The organism is Nostoc sp. C057 (assembly GCF_013393925.1).
In the GTDB taxonomy this organism is placed as follows: domain Bacteria; phylum Cyanobacteriota; class Cyanobacteriia; order Cyanobacteriales; family Nostocaceae; genus Nostoc; species Nostoc muscorum_A.
In genome coordinates, this window is record NZ_CP040281.1 from 7,445,422 (window position 1) to 7,463,318 (window position 17,897).

Below are 17,897 nucleotides of genomic sequence, written 5' to 3' on the forward strand. Positions count from 1 at the left end.
GTTTATCCGAAAAGTATTGGGGGGGCATAACTAGAACAGCTTTAAGAATCACAGGATAAAACAGGATATTAAAGGCGAGGGAGTATTACTCCCCCGCAATAGCCAACTTACTACAGCTTAATTGTTGAATTTAAAGCTGTAATCGTAATCATCATTTAGGTTAAATTACACTAGCTGAGAAAACGAAGTCATTTGCTGTTAGGCTTGTCGATGTAACTCCAACCAATGAAGCCAACTCTGTATTTCCGGCTTTCACCAGAGTATCGCCACCCTGTTGCAATAGAGTTAAGGCACTAAATTGAGTAACACCAATACCGCCCAGCCCGATTTTATCAATGCCGATCGCAAAATCAGTCACGATGTTCTTGCTAATTGGCAGACTAGCGTTAGCAATCCAGAATTGGTCAATACCAGCACCACCACTGAGGCGATTGCCACCTCCTTGACCGGCAAATAGCACATCATCGCCATCACCACCAAACAGCGAATCATTCACACTGGAGAAGAGTTTGTCATCTCCAGAACCACCATATAGACGGTTATTGCTACCGTTACTCTTGAGGGTATCGTTACCTGAGCCACCGAAGGACAGTTGACGCGAACCTTCAACTACTGTGAGAGTATCAGCACCTGCGCCTCCAAACAGATTATTACCACCATTGGCTTCAACTACGGTAATATCGTCATCACCAGCAGCACCATCAGCACTAGTGTTGTTAGCAGGGCCATTTACACCAATAAAAACTTGATCGTTACCATCTCCTGTGGACACTGAAGAGCCACTGCCGACTAGCACCGTATCTTCACCGTTACCAGTCACGATTGTGTTACCTTTAGTACCTTCTACAAAGTCTGCGCCGTCACCAGCAAATAAGGTTTGATTTGGCTTGAGGGTGACATCATCACTATTATTAGAACCAAATTGAAGGTCTAGTGTTGTTAGTCCAACAGTGCGACCATCAAACCCTGCGGCTGTAAAGTACTGAGTATTGCCTAGACTCTGATAATCTAGAGTTGTTGCTTGACCATTAGCAGTTTCTTCCGAAGTCAAGACTTCTTTAGTGGAGAGAACTGTATCCGGGCCTCCCACCAACGCTTCTGTAATGGCACGACCTTTCAAATCATCGCCATTACTGGGAATATCTAACCCTAAAATACGAGCAAGTGTAGGCGTTACATCAGCATTACTAACAGGTGCATAGTCCACATAGCCTTGTTTAAAATCAGGGCCAATAGCCTCCATGTTATTGAAGGTATCACCTCGACCAAAGCTGCCATGCATTCCCTGTCCTTGCTGCAAAGTTGTATCAGCAATTTCGACCTGAGTTTGAGGGTTGTTTGGGTTGCTTGGATCGGTGCTAAAGGTTTTGAAGTTGATAACTATAGATGGAACTGGTGTTTTAGCATCACCTTTTAGCCCGATCGCACTCAGAGGTAAAGCACCTGGGATGTTTCCATAAGCATCGTCTACAAAAATACCACTGATGTAGTCTTTCTGTGAGAGCAAATTCACTACCTGTTTAGCTAATTCAGCATTGCCATTGGGTAGATAAATTAAGTCAGAACCACCATTGGCAGCTACAACTATCTTTGCGCCTGGGTCGAGTTGACCATTAATTACCTGACCTGTACCACCAATTACACCATTCCCAGAAATAGGACGTTGACCTTGTGTGGCATCAACAGTTGCATATTGGATGTGGTTGAGGTCTGGGGGAAGGGTTGTAGGGTTAGGATCGTATAAGGGTAAACCTAGATCGTGAGCCAAATCAATTGCAACAAAACCTGCTGGTAGAAATCCCGGATTTACACCCTCATAAGTTTGAGTGGCAGCATAACTTGTAGTTTTTGTGCCTTGGCTATCAATAGCTTGTTTGCTGATGGTAGAAAAACCGTGGTCGGAAGTAATAAAGACATCAGTAGTCTTGTCTAAGCCAGTGCTTTTAAGATAGTCAAGAAGCTGCTTTAAATTATCATCAGCATTTTTGACCCCAGCTTTTGAAGTAGGGCCATTAATACCTGGTGTCAAGGTGTTTAAGCTATCACCCTGATTATGTTGAGTACCATCAGGATCTCTTGACCAGTAAACCAATGCAAATGGTTTACCATCTTCCTGAAACTTGGGTAAAATTACTTTGGTAGTGGCATCTGCAAAATATTGTTGTTGAGCCACATTGGCATTCAGAGTGCCAGGAGTTGTATTATTACCAGCTGGCTGGACTCGCGGTGTCGGTTTTACATCTAGACCAGCCGCTTGTAAACGAGCGACAATATCTGGATCGAGTGGAACACCAGAAGGTGAACCGACGGCTGTAGGCGGCGGGGTTGCACCATTTGTAGTGTCATCAATAATAATTGTATCGGGAGTAGGAATAGTACCTGTAGTACCACCTTCTCGGTTAACTTGGGTGACATCTTGGATGGCAACTGGGCCTAATTTACCGACTGCTGCTGTGTTGAAACCCTGCGATCGCGCGTAAGCTAGAAGTGACTCTTCATCTAAAAAGTTGTTACCGGGAAATTTTTCATCGATATCCCCCAGAACTGCATCATTTTCTATAAATGGCGTGACACTACCGTTGGCATTAGGACTTGGAAAACCAGTGTAAATAGTGTTGCTAAAGTCACCTGTATCACCAAGATAATGCCCCGTTGCGATCGCAGAAGCATTCGGGGTGGTAAATGTGGGAAATAATGAATGGCTATTGGCGAAACTAACTCCCTGCTGACGGACACTATATAAAGTTGGGGTATCAATAGGGTTTACAGAACCGTTACGCAATCCATCCGCAACAAAAATAATGACATTTCTACCGTTGCCATTTGTATCAGCCATGCTTACTATTCCTTAAGTATTGTGAGCTACGATTAATCGCAGCAATTGTGTATCTGTATGAGCAATTAATTACGCTCAACCCAAGCAAAAAATTCTTGGCTACAGAAACCTAAATAGTATTTGGCGACAAAATGCTTAGTGTCCACACAAAATGGTGCAGACAATTAAATGAACTTAACTTTGGTTACTGTCTCAAAAGATAGTTGTTCAATGTTTAAGGAAAGTTATAAACAAGTTAAGATTTTGGACAAAAAAATCCCCAACTCTTCAAGAAGTCGGGGATCTAATCCTTTAGATAGAGAGCAAATCAAAATATGATTGCAATATCACTCTTTAGAGTTAGCAAAGGCGCTACAGCTTAATTCATTTTGAACATTGAACCTAAGCTGTAAGTAAATCGGCGAAATTAAAGCTAACTGGCTAAGGCTGTCATTTGTCCTTTGTCATTGGTCATAAGTAAGGATTTTAAAGCAGTTTGCGTTTCGTAACATACTTAGTTTTTTTCACCTCAACTTACTTAATCATTTTTGAGCTAAATGACACTAGCAGAAAAAACGAAATCATTTGCTGTGAGGCTAGTTGATGTAATTCCAACTAATGAAGCCAACTCTGTATTTCCGGCTTTCACCAAAGTATCGCTACCCTGTTGTAATAGAGTTAAGGCACTAAATTGAGTAACACCAATACCGCCCAGCCCGATTTTATCAATGCCAACTGTAAAATCAGTCACAATGTTCTTGCTAGTTGGCAGACTGGCGTTAGCAATCCAGAATTGGTCAGCACCAGTACCACCAGTTAAGCGATTTCCGCCCTGTTGACCAGCAAATAGCACATCATCACCATCGCCACCAGACAAGGAATCATTGAAATTGGAGAAGAGTTTGTCATCGCCAGAACCACCGTAGAGACGGTTATTGCTACCGTTACTCTTAAGGGTGTCATTACCTGAGCCACCAAATAATGATTGACGAGAACCTTCAATTATTGTGAGAGTATCATCACCTGCCGCCCCAAGTAAATTATTACTACCACTAGCTTCCACTACGGTAATAACATCATTACCATTGCCACCATCAGCACTGGTATTTTGAGCCGGGCCATTTTGACCAATAAATATCTGATCGTTACCCTCTCCTGTGGATACTGAAGAGTCGCTGCCGGCTAGTACCGTGTCTTCACCGTTTCCAGTCTGGATTGTATTCCCTTTAGTACCTTCTACAAAGTCTGCTCCGTCACCTGTTAATAAGGTTTGATTTGGCTCAACGGTAATATCATCGCTGGTAGTAGAGCCAAAGTTAATTTCTTCAGCTTGAGGTTGACCTAAACCAGGAGCAAGGTTAAGGGGCTTCTCCAGTTTCAGCAGTAGAATTTCATTGTTGTCTATGACTGGATTTTGAGGATCATTTCCAGGACGACCTGTAGAGAAGGGATAATTGTTGTCATTAGCAACCAAAATGGTGTTTTTGTCAACAACTAAAACATTTTCAATTGTGACAAATGGGAAGTCGAAGGTGGTTTTGCCATCTCCATTCAGGTCGTTGGGGTCTTGGATGTTTAACAAGTCTGCAACTTCTTCCTTTGCTACATAACCATTAGAATCTGCTTTAGACAAGTCAATTTTGTAGATCCGCTTGAATTTAGCTGAGGCTCCTTGACCATTATCCCGCTCAATGACTAGATACTCATTATCGTTAATGACTGCTAAATCCCCGATCGCATTTGATGGATTATCCAATCTGTAGTACAGCTTTTTATCAGTGTACTTGTGGCTAGCAAGGTCAAATTCGTTAATCCGCAACGCACCAGGAGTATCGCCTTGAACTGTACCCTCTAGCAGCATATAGAGCTTGGTTTTGCTGGCGTTAATTGCTCCACCTTCAAAACCTTTGGAGCCACCCAAGTTAGCAAAGGCGTCTCCTGAAAGCACATCGGGGTTTTGTGGCGATCGCACTAAGTTATTCTGAGGATCACTCAAGAAATCTCGGACTTTATCCCCTGTCTCTGGAAAGTCTGTAAATAGTGCATCTACGCCTAATTGAAAGAACTGCTGAAATTCTAGTTCTGGATTGCCTTTGTAATCTGCTGCTAAATACAGGTCTTCATCGCGGAAGGTATAGGGATGAACCTGTAAACCTGCATTATGAGCATCTTGAACTAAGCTAGTGGGAGATACCAGCGTTCTGTCAGCATCATTGACTGTGCCGTCGTTGTTGACATCATCTGCCAAACCATCGTTATTAGCATCAGTACCTTTGACACTAACAATCATTCGCTTCCAAGGGCCAATGCCATCAGCATAGGTAGCGATTTCAGCCAAACCTTCTGGAGTCCGTAAATCACCATAAGTCCGAAGGTCGTCACTGACTTCAAAATCATAAGGCTGAGTTTCTATGAGCGTACCATTAAGCTCAATTCCAGCTGCATCTAGAAGTTGAACCAGGGGAATATCTACACCTGCATTAGGCATAATGCGATCGTGGAGATCCTTGAGATTACCGACTTCAAAGGATTGGATGAAAATCCGACTGGGATCGATGAAGTTCTCCGCCTTCAGTGTATCGATCAGGATTTCACTGATGTTTCGGTTAATTTTCTCCGTAGTGCCTACATAAGTAGCTTCTTCGGCAGAATAGGTGGGATGCTTAGTTTCGGGATAGATGCCAATCTTTTTACCTGTCTCGGCTTCTACTTCCTTAACCAAGTCGATGATTTCGGCAAGGGTGGGAATTTCAAATTGACCATTGAAGGATTGGTCGCGGAAAGGCACACGCTGTATAGCTCTTAAAGTCTTGATTTCTTCTAAAGTAAAGTCTTCAGCAAACCAACCTGTGATTTCTGTTCCATCTAGACTGACTGTTTTCTTGCGATCGGCGAACTGTGGATACTTGGTAATATCGTAAACGTCTGTGGTTGTATTGCTCAGATTGACAGTACCATCAGCGTTCAAAATTGCCAAAGCAGGTTCATGGCGAGCAATTAACACGCCATCTTTTGTAACTACTAAGTCTGGCTCAATAAAGTCAGCACCATCTTCAATTGCTCGTCTGTATGCCTCTAAGGTATGTTCTGGAAGATCGCCACTAGCGCCTCTGTGACCAATAACTTTAGGTGCTTCCCCATCTAGAGTTTTGAATTGGTCGGGTGTAGCAATGGGAGCTTCCAACAACTTACCACTGGCATCAAAATGTAGCAGGTAAGGGCCAAACTCATCTCCAACCCAGATTGTGCCGTCTTTATCAAAGACGAACGATTCTACATCAAAGTCTGCACCAGTCAGTAATCTTCCAGTAGTTCCTTCATTCACAATTTGGAAAGGAACCTTGTTATTAGGGTCAGACAGTTGAATGTAATCTAAAACTTTAACAGTGCCATCGCCATTTTCTGTTCCCTTAAAATTCGGGTCTACACGATTGATTCGTAACAGGAAGTCTTCACTATTATCTTTGCTACCGTAGCCATTATCTGACAGGAAGTACAAAGAGTTGCTGTTAGCAAATTGAACACCGCTAAAACCCTGAATTGGCTGTCCTGGGAAAGGCCCGGTTCTACCATTGGCTGAAATGTCTGCACCAGAAGCAGGCCCATCACTAAAGGTATCAGCAGGTAAAGAAGCAAAACCCACTAACTCAACTTTTGGCACTATTGAAGCAAACATTGTCTGGTAGATGTGGGTTTGATCATTTAAACCCGCAATTCCAGGAATCTCAGAACCGTAGGCGTTATAACCTTTACCTACTAAGCTATTTAATACTTCAGAACCAGCACCTTGGTAGTAAACAGGTACAGGACGGTTGGTGTGAGTTCCCCAACCATACTTGACATTGGGATCAGACCCCCAGTAATGTCCAACTTCTGCTGGAGTATCCAAATTGGTTAATGCTTCAGCACCTTGATTTTGTACTAAAGTCGGAAAATCACCGTCGAGAGTCAGATAGTGATCGTGGTCAGCAGTCACAATTAGTAGGTTTTCATCCCAACCACCATTGTTGTTGATCCAGTCAATCGTAGATCCAACTGCTTTATCAAAGTCCAAGGTGGTGCCAATCAAGTTGTCTATGTTGTTATCATGGGCAGACCAATCGATATCGCCACCTTCAACCATTAACCAGAAACCATCGGGATCTTTACCCAACACATCTAATGCAGCATTTGTCAAGTCATTGAGGGTTGGGTTTTCGTTAACCTCTTTGGCAATGAAAGATGCATCCGTCTCTCCGGGAAGCAGTGGACGTGTGGTGTCCACTTTGGCGTTATCACCTTGGTTAGCGAAAACACTGAACATATCTAAACCAGTAGTGCTGTAGTCGCCGTTAGCAGAACTTACAGGCAAGTTACCATTTTGACCACGCGCACCGTACAGACCGAAGAGGCGATCGCCTTTTTCTGGATCGATTGTCGCCGCAGTTTCAGCTAGTTTCTGGGCAGCATTCTCACCCCGCTCCAAAAAGGTGTAATCGTAGATGTTATTAGTTGGTTTAGTGCTAAGTTCTGTGTAAGTTGATTGACGAATGAATTCATTGCTCGTATTCGGCTCAACCCCTGCTGGTAATAAGTCTCCAGGAGCAGAGAGTGGGTGTCCACCACCAAGTAATACTGTGGGTTGATAGACACGGAGTTGCTGTTGCAAGATGTTGTCTAATGCCGGATAGTCAGCATCATACTTGCTGCGACGGTTAACGTTAGCAGCAGCAGCAGCAGGTGTGGCGTGGTCAATGGGAACTGAAGTTACTAAACCAGTAGATTTACCAACTTCATTTGCAGTTTTGAGAATTGTTTCTAGAGGATTCTCGAAAATATCAACGCCAACAGCGTTATTGTAGCTTTTAACGCCAGTGTACAGAGTTGTTGCGGTGTTTGCAGAGTCAGGATAACTGTACTTAATATATTCAGGGTCATTACCCGGAGTCCAAGGATTAACGCCGCCTCTGGTAGGGTCATAACCTACTAGGTTTCCAACAGTACCATCACTGACTTTTGCACCACCTGTTGGGGTATTACCTGGGTTAGAAGTTGGATCAAAGGTGAAACCAGGGCGAACCTGGCTCTCTCCTGTGATCGGATTAGTACCGTCAAGAGCCGAATTACCAGTGTTAAAAACTCCATTACTACCAGCGATCGTTGTCCCGTAGGTGGTTGCCAAACCGTAGCCTTGGAGTGTTTGAAAATTGAGTCCTTGACCCTTACCTTGTGTATAAAAATCACTTAGATTAGCACCTGTCTTACCATTTTGAATCTCTTTGTAGATGGATGCAGCACGAGCCATTTCCCAGCCCATACCATCCCCAATCATAATGATGACGTTCTTAGCCATGAAAGAGAATCTCCCTGTGTTTAATTGTTGAGATGGTCTTCGCTCTAGTGCAATCAAAAAAGTAATATGGTGAGGAAAAACTAATAGTTTTAGGCTGCAAATATGTAATTAACTTGTCAGCTTGTTGAGTCTGAACTATTAAATGTCAACTACCACTACAATTGACATATCACCAGAGCATTTAAGTATCAAAATTAACAATGCAATTGCATATTAATTAACATACATAGTAAAAGTTGTGAAAAAATTGTGGGCTGGTTAAGAAATCTTGTATTGCAATCTTGTACCTAATATGCAACAACAATTTCCTGCATATTTTTAATGATGTGAAAAATTATTTTTTATACACTGACATGATTCATCGTTTGTCACTTTCGTCAGATAATAATTTCTTTATAACCCTTATATTTAGATGCTTTTGCAATAAAAATTGAGTACAGCTTCATTCACTTTAGTTGTGTAATGAAGCTGTAACAATCACGCCAGGTGAACAATTTAAGCCACAATACTGGCAGAGAAAACGAAGTCATTTGCTGTGAGAATATTTGATGTAATTCCCAACAATGAAGCCAACTCTGTATTTCCGGTTTTCACTAAGGTGTCACTACCCTGTTGTAATAGTGTCAGGGCACTAAACTGAGTAACACCAATACCGCCAAGCCCAATTTTATCAATGCCAACTGTAAAATCAGTCACAATGTTCTTGCTAGTTGGCAAACTGGCGTTAGCAATCCAAAATTGGTCAGCACCAGTACCACCAGTTAAGCGATCGCCACCCTGTTGACCAGCAAATAGGACATCATCACCATCGCCACCAAATAGCGAATCACTGGCATTAGAAAAGAGTTTGTCATCTCCAGAACCACCGTAGAGACGGTTATTGCTACCGTTACTCGTGAGAGTGTCGTTACCTGAACCACCGAATAATGATTGACGAGAACCTTCAATTACTGTGAGAGTATCATCACCTGCTGCTCCAAACAAATTATTACTACCACTGGCTTCTACTACGGTAATAACATCATCACCACTGCCACCATCAGCACTGGTATTTTGAACTGGGCCATTTTGACCAATAAATATGCGATCGCTACCATCTTCCCCGGAAACTGAAGAGTTATTCCCTGCAAGCACTGTGTCATCTCCGTTTCCAGCCAGGATTGTGTTACCTTCAGCACCTTCTACAAAGTCTGCCCCATCACCTGCACTAAAGAATTGTCCTGGCTCAAGATTGACAGTATCGCTATTGCTAGAACCAAAACCGTTCGGAAAAGTAGGTATTTGGGCAACAGGATTACGGGGATCGTAACTAGTGGTGTCGATATTTAAAGAATCGGGGAAGGCATTGGCGATATTTTCCCAAGGCACCAGCTTAAAGTTAGAGTTGACGTTTTCGCCATCAATGGTTTTGGCAGGTTCATTGGAACCATCTTGAGTGACAAATAAACCAAATGGGAAGTTAGGCCCCAGTGGCACGTTAATCACATCTGCACCGTCTGACTCTTGTACGCTGTCAATTGACCCATTGTTACCAATAGCAAAGTTACCCACGTATTCGTTATTACCTTCACGAGTGTAGGCAACAAAGGTGCTATCGCCTTGGCTGGATGCTAGCAAGTAGCCTGTGCCGTTTTTGCCGTAGTAGATGGTCAACCCTTCTGCGTCGTCAGTAAGGTGAGAACCACCCTCAAAACGAACGCGATCAATTAATTTGCCTGTTGTGCTACCGTCCGGTTCTGCTTGGAATTTCCAGATGCCCACATCTTCTTGGGCTATGTAAAGAAAGCCGGTTTCTTGGTCAACCACCATACCCTCTGTTTGGGGAGAACGCCCTGCTGTGGTGGGTGAGGGTATGGTGAACTCCCGCACCAGTTCTGCTCCAATTTGGCCATTACCTTTGTCAATCAATTTGAACTGAGCTATATCTCCAGTTTGGCGGCGACTGGTAAAGACATAGTAATCATTAGTTACGGGGCTACGGTACAAGGTAAGTCCGTAAGAACTGCGAGTTGATGCAGAATAAGGAGGTTCAAAAGGTGATGCTTGGAAGATAGTACCAATATTGCTATCGGTGATATTTTCCAGATATTGACCAGGGTTACTGGGGTTGGGGTTAATTTTGAAGATTGCTAGTTTATCATTGTTGCGATCGCTAGCTACGGCAATATCGATAGATTCACTACCTAATTTGAAACCGTATTGCAGGTCAATGTTATTGTAGCGAATGCCACCAGGATTGACTGTTTGCAACAAATTACCAGACAAATCATAAACTCGCAGTCCAGCATTTTTGACTGAGGTTAGTACTAGACTATCGGCAGAGTTTGTGGCATTAACATAGATTGCAGGATCGTCAGCATCGGCATTCTGATCTACAGCAGGTAATGCTGGATCTTCATCGTCCAATAAATCGGGACGAGTTTCTACTGTAGGTGCAGCAGTTGGAACCAAGTCTGCACCCAAGGTGAGAATTTGGGTATATTGGGTGCTACCAAAGTTGTTGTCACTCACCAGCACAATGGATTGACGACCATCTGCTAGTTTAGAACCGAAGGCAAGACCTTCTATATTATCCACTCCTGTAATCGGGTGATTGGCATCGGTAGGTAAATTCAGATCGGTTAAATTCAACAGCAGACGTTTTTGAGCGGGTTTAATAGCTGCTAGTTGTTCCGCACTCAAATTATTGAGAGAATCGTAGAAACTGATGTCAGTTGCACCTTGCAAAGAAACTTCGTAGATTTTGATGGTGTTGCCTACACCTTGGGCAAAGGAGCGTTCCAACGCCAGGAAAGTACCACGATTATCTATTGCTAGCAAATCTGCCAAACCATTGTCAGCAGAGCCTGTGCTTGGGTTAGGTGCTTCGGGAATGGCATCAGTAATGTAAAGGTATTCTTTTTCTGGTTGTCCAGTAACCAGATTGTATTGCAGAATTCGGGATGGGCTACCACTGGTGAGTGAAGCTTTTAATCCATCTTGGGACAGTGCGTTTTCAGTGGCGGTGAATAAGGTTTTCTGGTCGGGTGTGATGGTGAGGCTTTCAAAGGCTAAGTTATTGTAAACACCTGATGTCTGCGTGTCACCTGCATCGACAATACCATTGTTGTTGGTATCTTCAACTACTGGTAGAAATTTTGTCGGGATAAGTAGTGATCGCACTTCTTGCCCAGTGGTTAGGGAAAATTCTTTAATAAAGGGATTAGTAACACGACCAACACTAGGATTTACTTCGCCTTCCGAAGAGATGAAAACAGTCCCATTGTTAGTTAAAGCAATACCTTCTGGGTCAAGGCTGTTGATTGCAAAGAAATTACTATTGCTATCTTTCAGTGGTGTGACGTTAGTAAAAGTCACCCCAGAATCGGCAGTAGTGAAGGTATAAAAACGGGCAGAGGCAACTTGAGAGCGATCGTCTGAGATTGCATAGTAGCGGTTGTTAACAGCATCGTAGGTGACACCAGATAATCCTCCCACTGGAGTTGGTATGCTGTTGACAGTTCCGGCCGCACCAGTAGGAATAAAGCCAGTAACGAAGGTAGTCTGCCTTTCAAAACCTACATTGGGAATGGTTTTACCTGCTTGAGTTGGTTTAGTTTGCACATCTGTGAACACCAAGCGATGGTCAGAACTGGGGAATGGAAAAGTACCAACTGGGGAGAATGTTGGGTCAGTATTTAGAGGCCAAAATACTCTTGAATTGGTAATTGTCAGGTCAGTGGAGGGTAGCACGTAATCAGTACGCAGGTTTCCGGGAGCCGTATCAGCAAAGTCGGCGGTATCAAAGCTAGGATTACCTTTTTGGCCAGCATTTGCACCACCTTGCAAGTCTGCTTGTTGGACACCACCAAGACTGGTAGGGATGACATTAGTATTGATATTGGGATTTTGCAACAGTTGGCGAATAGCGTTGTCAAAACTATCACCATCTAACGGATCTGCATTTTGATCGCCCACAATCACAAAGCTTGAACCAGAAGCAATCCCGCCCGTTTTTCCCTCATCATCGTAGATATAATTACTTTTACCAGGAGTAATATAGTCTGCCCAAAAGCGGATCTCGTCGTGGTTGCGCTTACCGTTGCGGTCTTCCGCACCATCAAAGGTTGGGGGTGTGGGGTGGCTAGCGAGGACATGAATTGTCTCGCCGTTTACTTGGATGGGTACATCCCAGTGGCTTTTAGAGGAGAGGCGTAGAACTGATAGTTCCTCCTGAGAATACCAATCATTTGGCCCTGGTGTATTGGGATCATCGGGAAGCAAGGCATTAGGCATATCCTTCCAGAGGAAGTTTTGGAAGGTGCGGACGTTGGCAGTGTCGATGGGATATTTGGATAACAGCAACATCCCGTATTGACCAGGAAAATCACCAAAGCCAAAGGCATCATCGCCATATCCTGATGTGCCTGGGGTTGTAACTACTGTGCCATTGTTGTTTAAGTCAAAGTCAGAGGCAATACCTGTGTTGGAGGGAGCGATATAGAAGTAGGGGTAGTCAACAGGAGTCGTACCGTTTTGACTTATGGCTAAATAATTTTGCTGGAATAGTTTAACTGCCTCTTGGGAGTAGTCAAACTCATTAATTAGCAGCACATCTGGGTTGTTACGCTGGATAATTTCTGCAACAGCTTTTGCCTGAGCATTATTGGGGGTTGACAAATCGGTCGCTAATTGACCTTGAGTGCTGCGGTTTAGAGAAGCATTGAATTGGGAAAAGCGGATTGTATTATTAATTACCATAATTTAGTGCTGGGGTAGATTCAAGTTTTGAGAAGATTAATGTTTATCTGGGGCAACCACAGAACGAAGTCGCTCAATCACATCACTGCAAAAATATGGAAATTTTGGAGTGTAGATGTCATTTATATTGCCAGTAAAATACCGTTAACTGCGAAGTGCGTCTTTGCAGTTTAGAGAGTTCGCAATATCAACATAGACAATATAAGATATGCCTTCTAAATCACTGTTATTAGAGATTGTTAGAAGACAAATACACAGTTTTTTGTATGAGTTTTCAATTGGGCAATCTCAAAGTATACTGTTCAGATTAAGAAACAGCTAGCAAAAGGTTAAGATAAAAACAATTGTAGGTTTAGAGATGTTTTTTCCACAGCAATTATTCTCAGTCATATATCCCAATAAAAAAGAACTAGGCTAAAACCCTTATACCTATTGACTGTAGCAAGATTGCCTATTGCTTTATCCCAACGATAATTATTTACGCTCACTTAATTAGGTTGGATTGAGGAACGAAACCCAACCTACATCTGATCCTGTATATATCTTTCTCTAATTAAGTTTCAAGTTGTTTGAAAATTGTTTCACTGTGACTTGAGGTACTTTTAAATTCACCTTAACCACCGTTAAATTTATCGGATAGCTTAGAGAATTTAAAATTTTTGATACCAATAATAAGACTTTTCAAACATCCTCTTAATGATAGATATTTCACCCAATATAAAATAAGGTGGGCTGTTTACCCACCTTATAATGTAAATCTGTATTTTAAGATTACCGCGACAGAAAAAACGATATCTTTTAGTTTTGGCGAAATTGTTCTGATATGTTGAGTAATTCAAACATTAGCGGAAATTACCAGGTTTTAAGCGAACAGAGTTAGGCTGAGACTGACGACGAACTGCTACTCCATTCCGCAAATTGTTTCCAGTACCGCCATCTTTGCGATCGAGGAAAGGTTTTAGATTAATGCCACTTCTAGATGAACTAATCCGATTATTGCCACTCCCTAGAAGTGTACGTCCTAAATTATATAATTCATTCCCTCCACTACTGCGATCGCCATAAGTGTTAACGGCTATAGTCTGCTGTCCGTTGTCAGCAGTAGTCAAGTTCTGAAAAATGCTATTGCGGATTACAACAGGATCTTTGCCACGCGGTACTGTCAGCACAATTCTACAGGTTGGGTTAGCTTCTGTTGTAACGCAGACAATATTTTCGTTATTTTCTACAGATGTCTGGAGTTCTTGTAAACCATCTGGACGATAAAGTTCTAAGCGACTAGCAATTGTTGCACAACGTCTCTGTGCATCCCAACCACCGCCCAAAGCCGCAGGTGCTGCCCAAGGAAAGAATTGTCCTGGTTGACTTTGTGGCTGATACATAACGGTATACTGACCGTTGTAACTCTGGCAGGTAAACCGAGTTGTACCGTCAGATGAGGGTGAAGGGGGTATACCTGTTGATGTGTCTATTGGGACTGGTGCTGATGATCCACCTGATGGGACTGTTGGTACTACTACACCGTCGCCAGTAGAGTCATATTGTGCCATTGCTGCCGAATTGCCCAGACACAAAGATAAGCCAATACTACCCAAAGATATCAATCGCAGTATTTGTGATGACATAAATCATCCTCCAGTAGAAATAAGTAGGGAATTGATAGTTTAAGTGACGAATAATTCTCTATTTTGATTCATTAAAAACGTTATTTTTTTTCTTCTCTTGCTTTTTTCTCTTCGAGTAGCTTTTTCACCCGTGCTTTAATTTCTAGATGACGCTCCACTCCTTCATAAGTGTAACGGTTGTAGCTATTACGGGTAATGAGGTTTTCTAAATAACTAACTCGCTCATTGCCGCCTGGGTGCGAAGATAACCAACTAGGAGGAGCATTTTTTTGCTGTTTTTCTAGCGTCACCATTAAGTTACGCAAGCCATCAGCAGCGTAGCCAGTGGCAACAATTAGGCGTGTGCCGAGATTATCTGCCTGACGTTCCATGTCGCGGCTGTAACTGAGTGCAAACAGTTGACCGATAGTGCCGCCCAGAGGTAGATATTGGGTAACGTTAGAGATCAGGTTGCCTTCGCTGACTAATTGAAAAGTGTGGGATAAAAGTACATGGGATAATTCATGACCCATTAACCCAGCTAATTCTGCTTCGGAATTAGCTTTAGCGATCGCACCTGCATTAATAAATATTTTACCCCCAGGTAATGCAAAGGCGTTAAGGCTTTCCTCTGGAATCACAAAGAATTCGTATTTAAACTCGTCCCGTCCTCCTACCTTCGCCAATTTCTGTCCAATTTCATTGACGTATGCCAAAATATCTTCGTCTATAATTACACCCAGCTGTTTTTTTGCCTGCTTTGCCACCGACTCACCTATGGCTCGTTCACCTTGTAGCAGCATGATGGTAGAGTCAAGGGCAGAAAATGGCCCAAGCAGACTGCCAGTAACGGCATAACCTAAAGCACCTGTAATAATATTACCGATGACATTGCCTCTAATTTCTCCTTGTGTATAAGATTTGTAACGGTTCAGATTTTCTTCTGCTAGTTTTGTAAACTCAGGCGCTTGGGGATTTTTCGGGTTGAGAATAGCAAATTGACGCGCTGCTAAAGACGCTTCCATCCATTTTTTCTCGCCAGCTAGGGCTGTAACTCTAGCTTTAATTAATTCTGGTTGATCTGGATACAGCGAAGAAGCTCGTTCTAATATATCTAATGCTTCATTAGTGCGATCGTATTGTTTCAACGCTTCAGCATATCGAATATGGCCAGGGATAAATTCAGGATATTGCTCAACTAATAGTTGCAGAGGTACTAAAGTTTTTGTTTGCAACTTTTGTGCTATGCCCGCCTCTGATTCTCGCCAGTAGACTTTACCTCCTGGGGATAGTTGCGTGGGATCGAGTATGGCAGCTTTACGCTGTTGATTATCTGATGTTTTACTAAAAGGCTGCTTAACTTCGCGGTAAATTTTTTCCGCCTCTGGGATTTGTCCCGCCAAATAAAGTTTATCCGCTTCTATAAATTTTAGCTGACGGGTGAGTTCTTCCGGGCTGAGTGGGGGTTCCTGTGGCGACTCTGGCTTTTTCGGTTCAGAAACTTCAGGCGTAGATTTTGGTGCTTCTGGCGTTGATGAACGTTGCAGCGCTTCCCGTAACTTTTGGACTTTAGTTGTTTCTGAATTGGGCTTTGTCGTTTCAATAGTGGTAGAAGCAGCAGGTTCTTGTGCCAGAAGGGGTGAAGTTGCCTGCGTTAGGATTATCAAAATTGATGTAGCAGCTGAAAGTAATACCCACTTCCAAGCTGGTAGTAAAGACTTCCAGATTCGTTTCATGCTTGGGGCCACGTATGCAAAAGGCTCTTTTTTAAATTTTATGAGCAATTAGAAAAATACGCATATAGTGATGTATTTTTTGTGAGGCAGTATGCCCAAGTGCGAACTGTTCGGTGATGCGGCGCAGCACTTATTTGCTTAAACTGAGTCACTCAAATACTTGAAAATTTTGCTTATAAGCTAATGAGCATTTAAGTTGCATAACACCAGGGCTGAAGCCCTTACTACAAGCGAATCAGTCTGGAAAAATGAATGACGATTAGCTTATATCAATACGGTTCATTTAAGGGCTACTGGCAAAAATTTTGGGGTTTTGAGACGCGATAAATAGCCGTCTCTACAAGTGTTTTGCTCATATCTGAACTGTATTGGCTTATATATGCTATTGCAGATTATTTGGGTGAATACCTTGAGATTGTAAATAGGCAATTAGCCGTTCTTTTTGCTGGCGTTCCTGTTCGGTACGCTGGCGTTCCTGTTCAATTTGTTCCACCGCCCAAAGCAACAAATTACCTGTCTCATCCCACCAGCGCAACCAGTAACCAGTTCTAGCTTCCTTTGTTCCTTGCCAAGTTCCCAGAAATAAACCCATTGAATCAATCCAATGACGACCATTTTCATCAGGTTGCTTTAACTCGTAGCGGCTGTTTTCGAGTTGGTAAAATTCTAACAAACCGCCATTTGGGTCAAAAATTACATAAATTGGAACTTGAAGAATCTGCTCATAAAAAAACCATTTTCCTGGTGGATAGGTTCGCTTAAAAGAGTATTCTCCACCCTCAGTGTCAGATAGAAATTCCATCACAATTGCCGGAATATCTCCATCTAAATTGGGTGTATAGCTTTTGCGTTCTCCTAAAACTTGATTTACCGATGGTACATAAACCCAGTCGGGTGCTTTAGCAACAAATTGCCCGTTTATCGTTGCACAAAGTCCAAAATTCGAGGCTATCAACATCTGCTGTTGGATGAAACCGCTTATCTCAAGGCTTTCGCGCAAAGCACCAGCTAATAGTGGCTGACCTGTATTTTCCACTGGTTCATCCTCTAACTGAAAATCTGCGGGCAACGCTTCCCAAGATATTATCAGTTCTGTTGAAGATTTAGCTTCACCAAGTTGGGTTGTCATAAACACCCCTTTTTATTGATTTGTCTTTATTTTACGAGCGATCGCAAGTATTCTACAACAACGTCGCAGTTTGAGATGCGATACCTCCGGTGGGCAAAGCCAACGCACAGCAGTAAAACACAAAAAACCCCGGCGAAACTAACCGGGGTAAGAGAGAGAGGTACGAATGACGATGAGATACAGCGATACCGAAATTGAAAATCTTAGCTAACGCTAAAACCAATTAAAACTAAAGTTGTAACAATTAAAGTAGCAAAAAGACTTTGTAAAACGTATTTACGTTGTTCCCAAATTGCTGGGTACTCGGCGTAGTAAACCTTGGGTTCAGCTGCGTAGTTATTGAGAATGCCGTCTTCATTTACAGTGGTGTACATATTTTTTTCTCTTCTTTTGTTTACTTATGTAACTAAATTTAACAAGATTGTTACGAAACGTCAAGAGGACTTGACAAAAAAGGGCTGATTATTTTAATAAAAATAACTTATCAGGCATAGGGAACTGAGGTGAAGCTACCCCAGCCGCCGAAAATGCCATATATTAC

General features: G+C 42.6%; 7 protein-coding genes. All 7 read right to left on the reverse strand.

Translation table 11 applies throughout. The features are described from left to right. Positions 1-160 precede the first annotated feature (160 nt). The 7 genes from FD724_RS31370 to psb34 all read right to left on the reverse strand — a co-directional run bounded on the left by FD724_RS31370 (position 161) and on the right by psb34 (position 17,730). A complete protein-coding gene (locus FD724_RS31370; RefSeq protein ID WP_179075327.1) occupies positions 161-2,836 on the reverse strand; it encodes an alkaline phosphatase family protein in 2,676 nt (891 codons plus the stop codon). Positions 2,837-3,368: 532 nt separating this feature from the next. Continuing rightward, positions 3,369-8,147, reverse strand: a complete 4,779-nt coding sequence (locus FD724_RS31375) for an esterase-like activity of phytase family protein (RefSeq protein WP_256874407.1) — start codon at positions 8,145-8,147, stop codon at positions 3,369-3,371. A gap of 495 nt (positions 8,148-8,642) precedes the next feature. Beyond that, entirely contained in the window at positions 8,643-12,887 is a 4,245-nt protein-coding gene (locus FD724_RS31385; RefSeq protein ID WP_179075328.1) for a phytase, read from the reverse strand. Between the two features lie 842 nt (positions 12,888-13,729). Beyond that, positions 13,730-14,512: a COP23 domain-containing protein gene (locus tag FD724_RS31390; RefSeq protein WP_179075329.1), complete on the reverse strand. Its 783-nt coding sequence runs from the start codon at positions 14,510-14,512 to the stop codon at positions 13,730-13,732. Positions 14,513-14,592: 80 nt separating this feature from the next. Further along, positions 14,593-16,227 (reverse strand): M48 family metallopeptidase, encoded by a 1,635-nt coding sequence (locus tag FD724_RS31395; RefSeq protein WP_179075330.1) that lies wholly within the window; start codon positions 16,225-16,227, stop codon positions 14,593-14,595. 382 nt (positions 16,228-16,609) lie between these two features. Then, positions 16,610-17,356 carry a Uma2 family endonuclease gene (locus FD724_RS31400; RefSeq protein WP_179075331.1) on the reverse strand — a complete coding sequence of 249 codons (747 nt, stop codon included), beginning with the start codon at positions 17,354-17,356 and terminating at the stop codon, positions 16,610-16,612. Between the two features lie 203 nt (positions 17,357-17,559). After that, positions 17,560-17,730 (reverse strand): photosystem II assembly protein Psb34, encoded by a 171-nt coding sequence (gene psb34, locus FD724_RS31405; protein ID WP_114080334.1) that lies wholly within the window; start codon positions 17,728-17,730, stop codon positions 17,560-17,562. Positions 17,731-17,897: the final 167 nt, after the last annotated feature.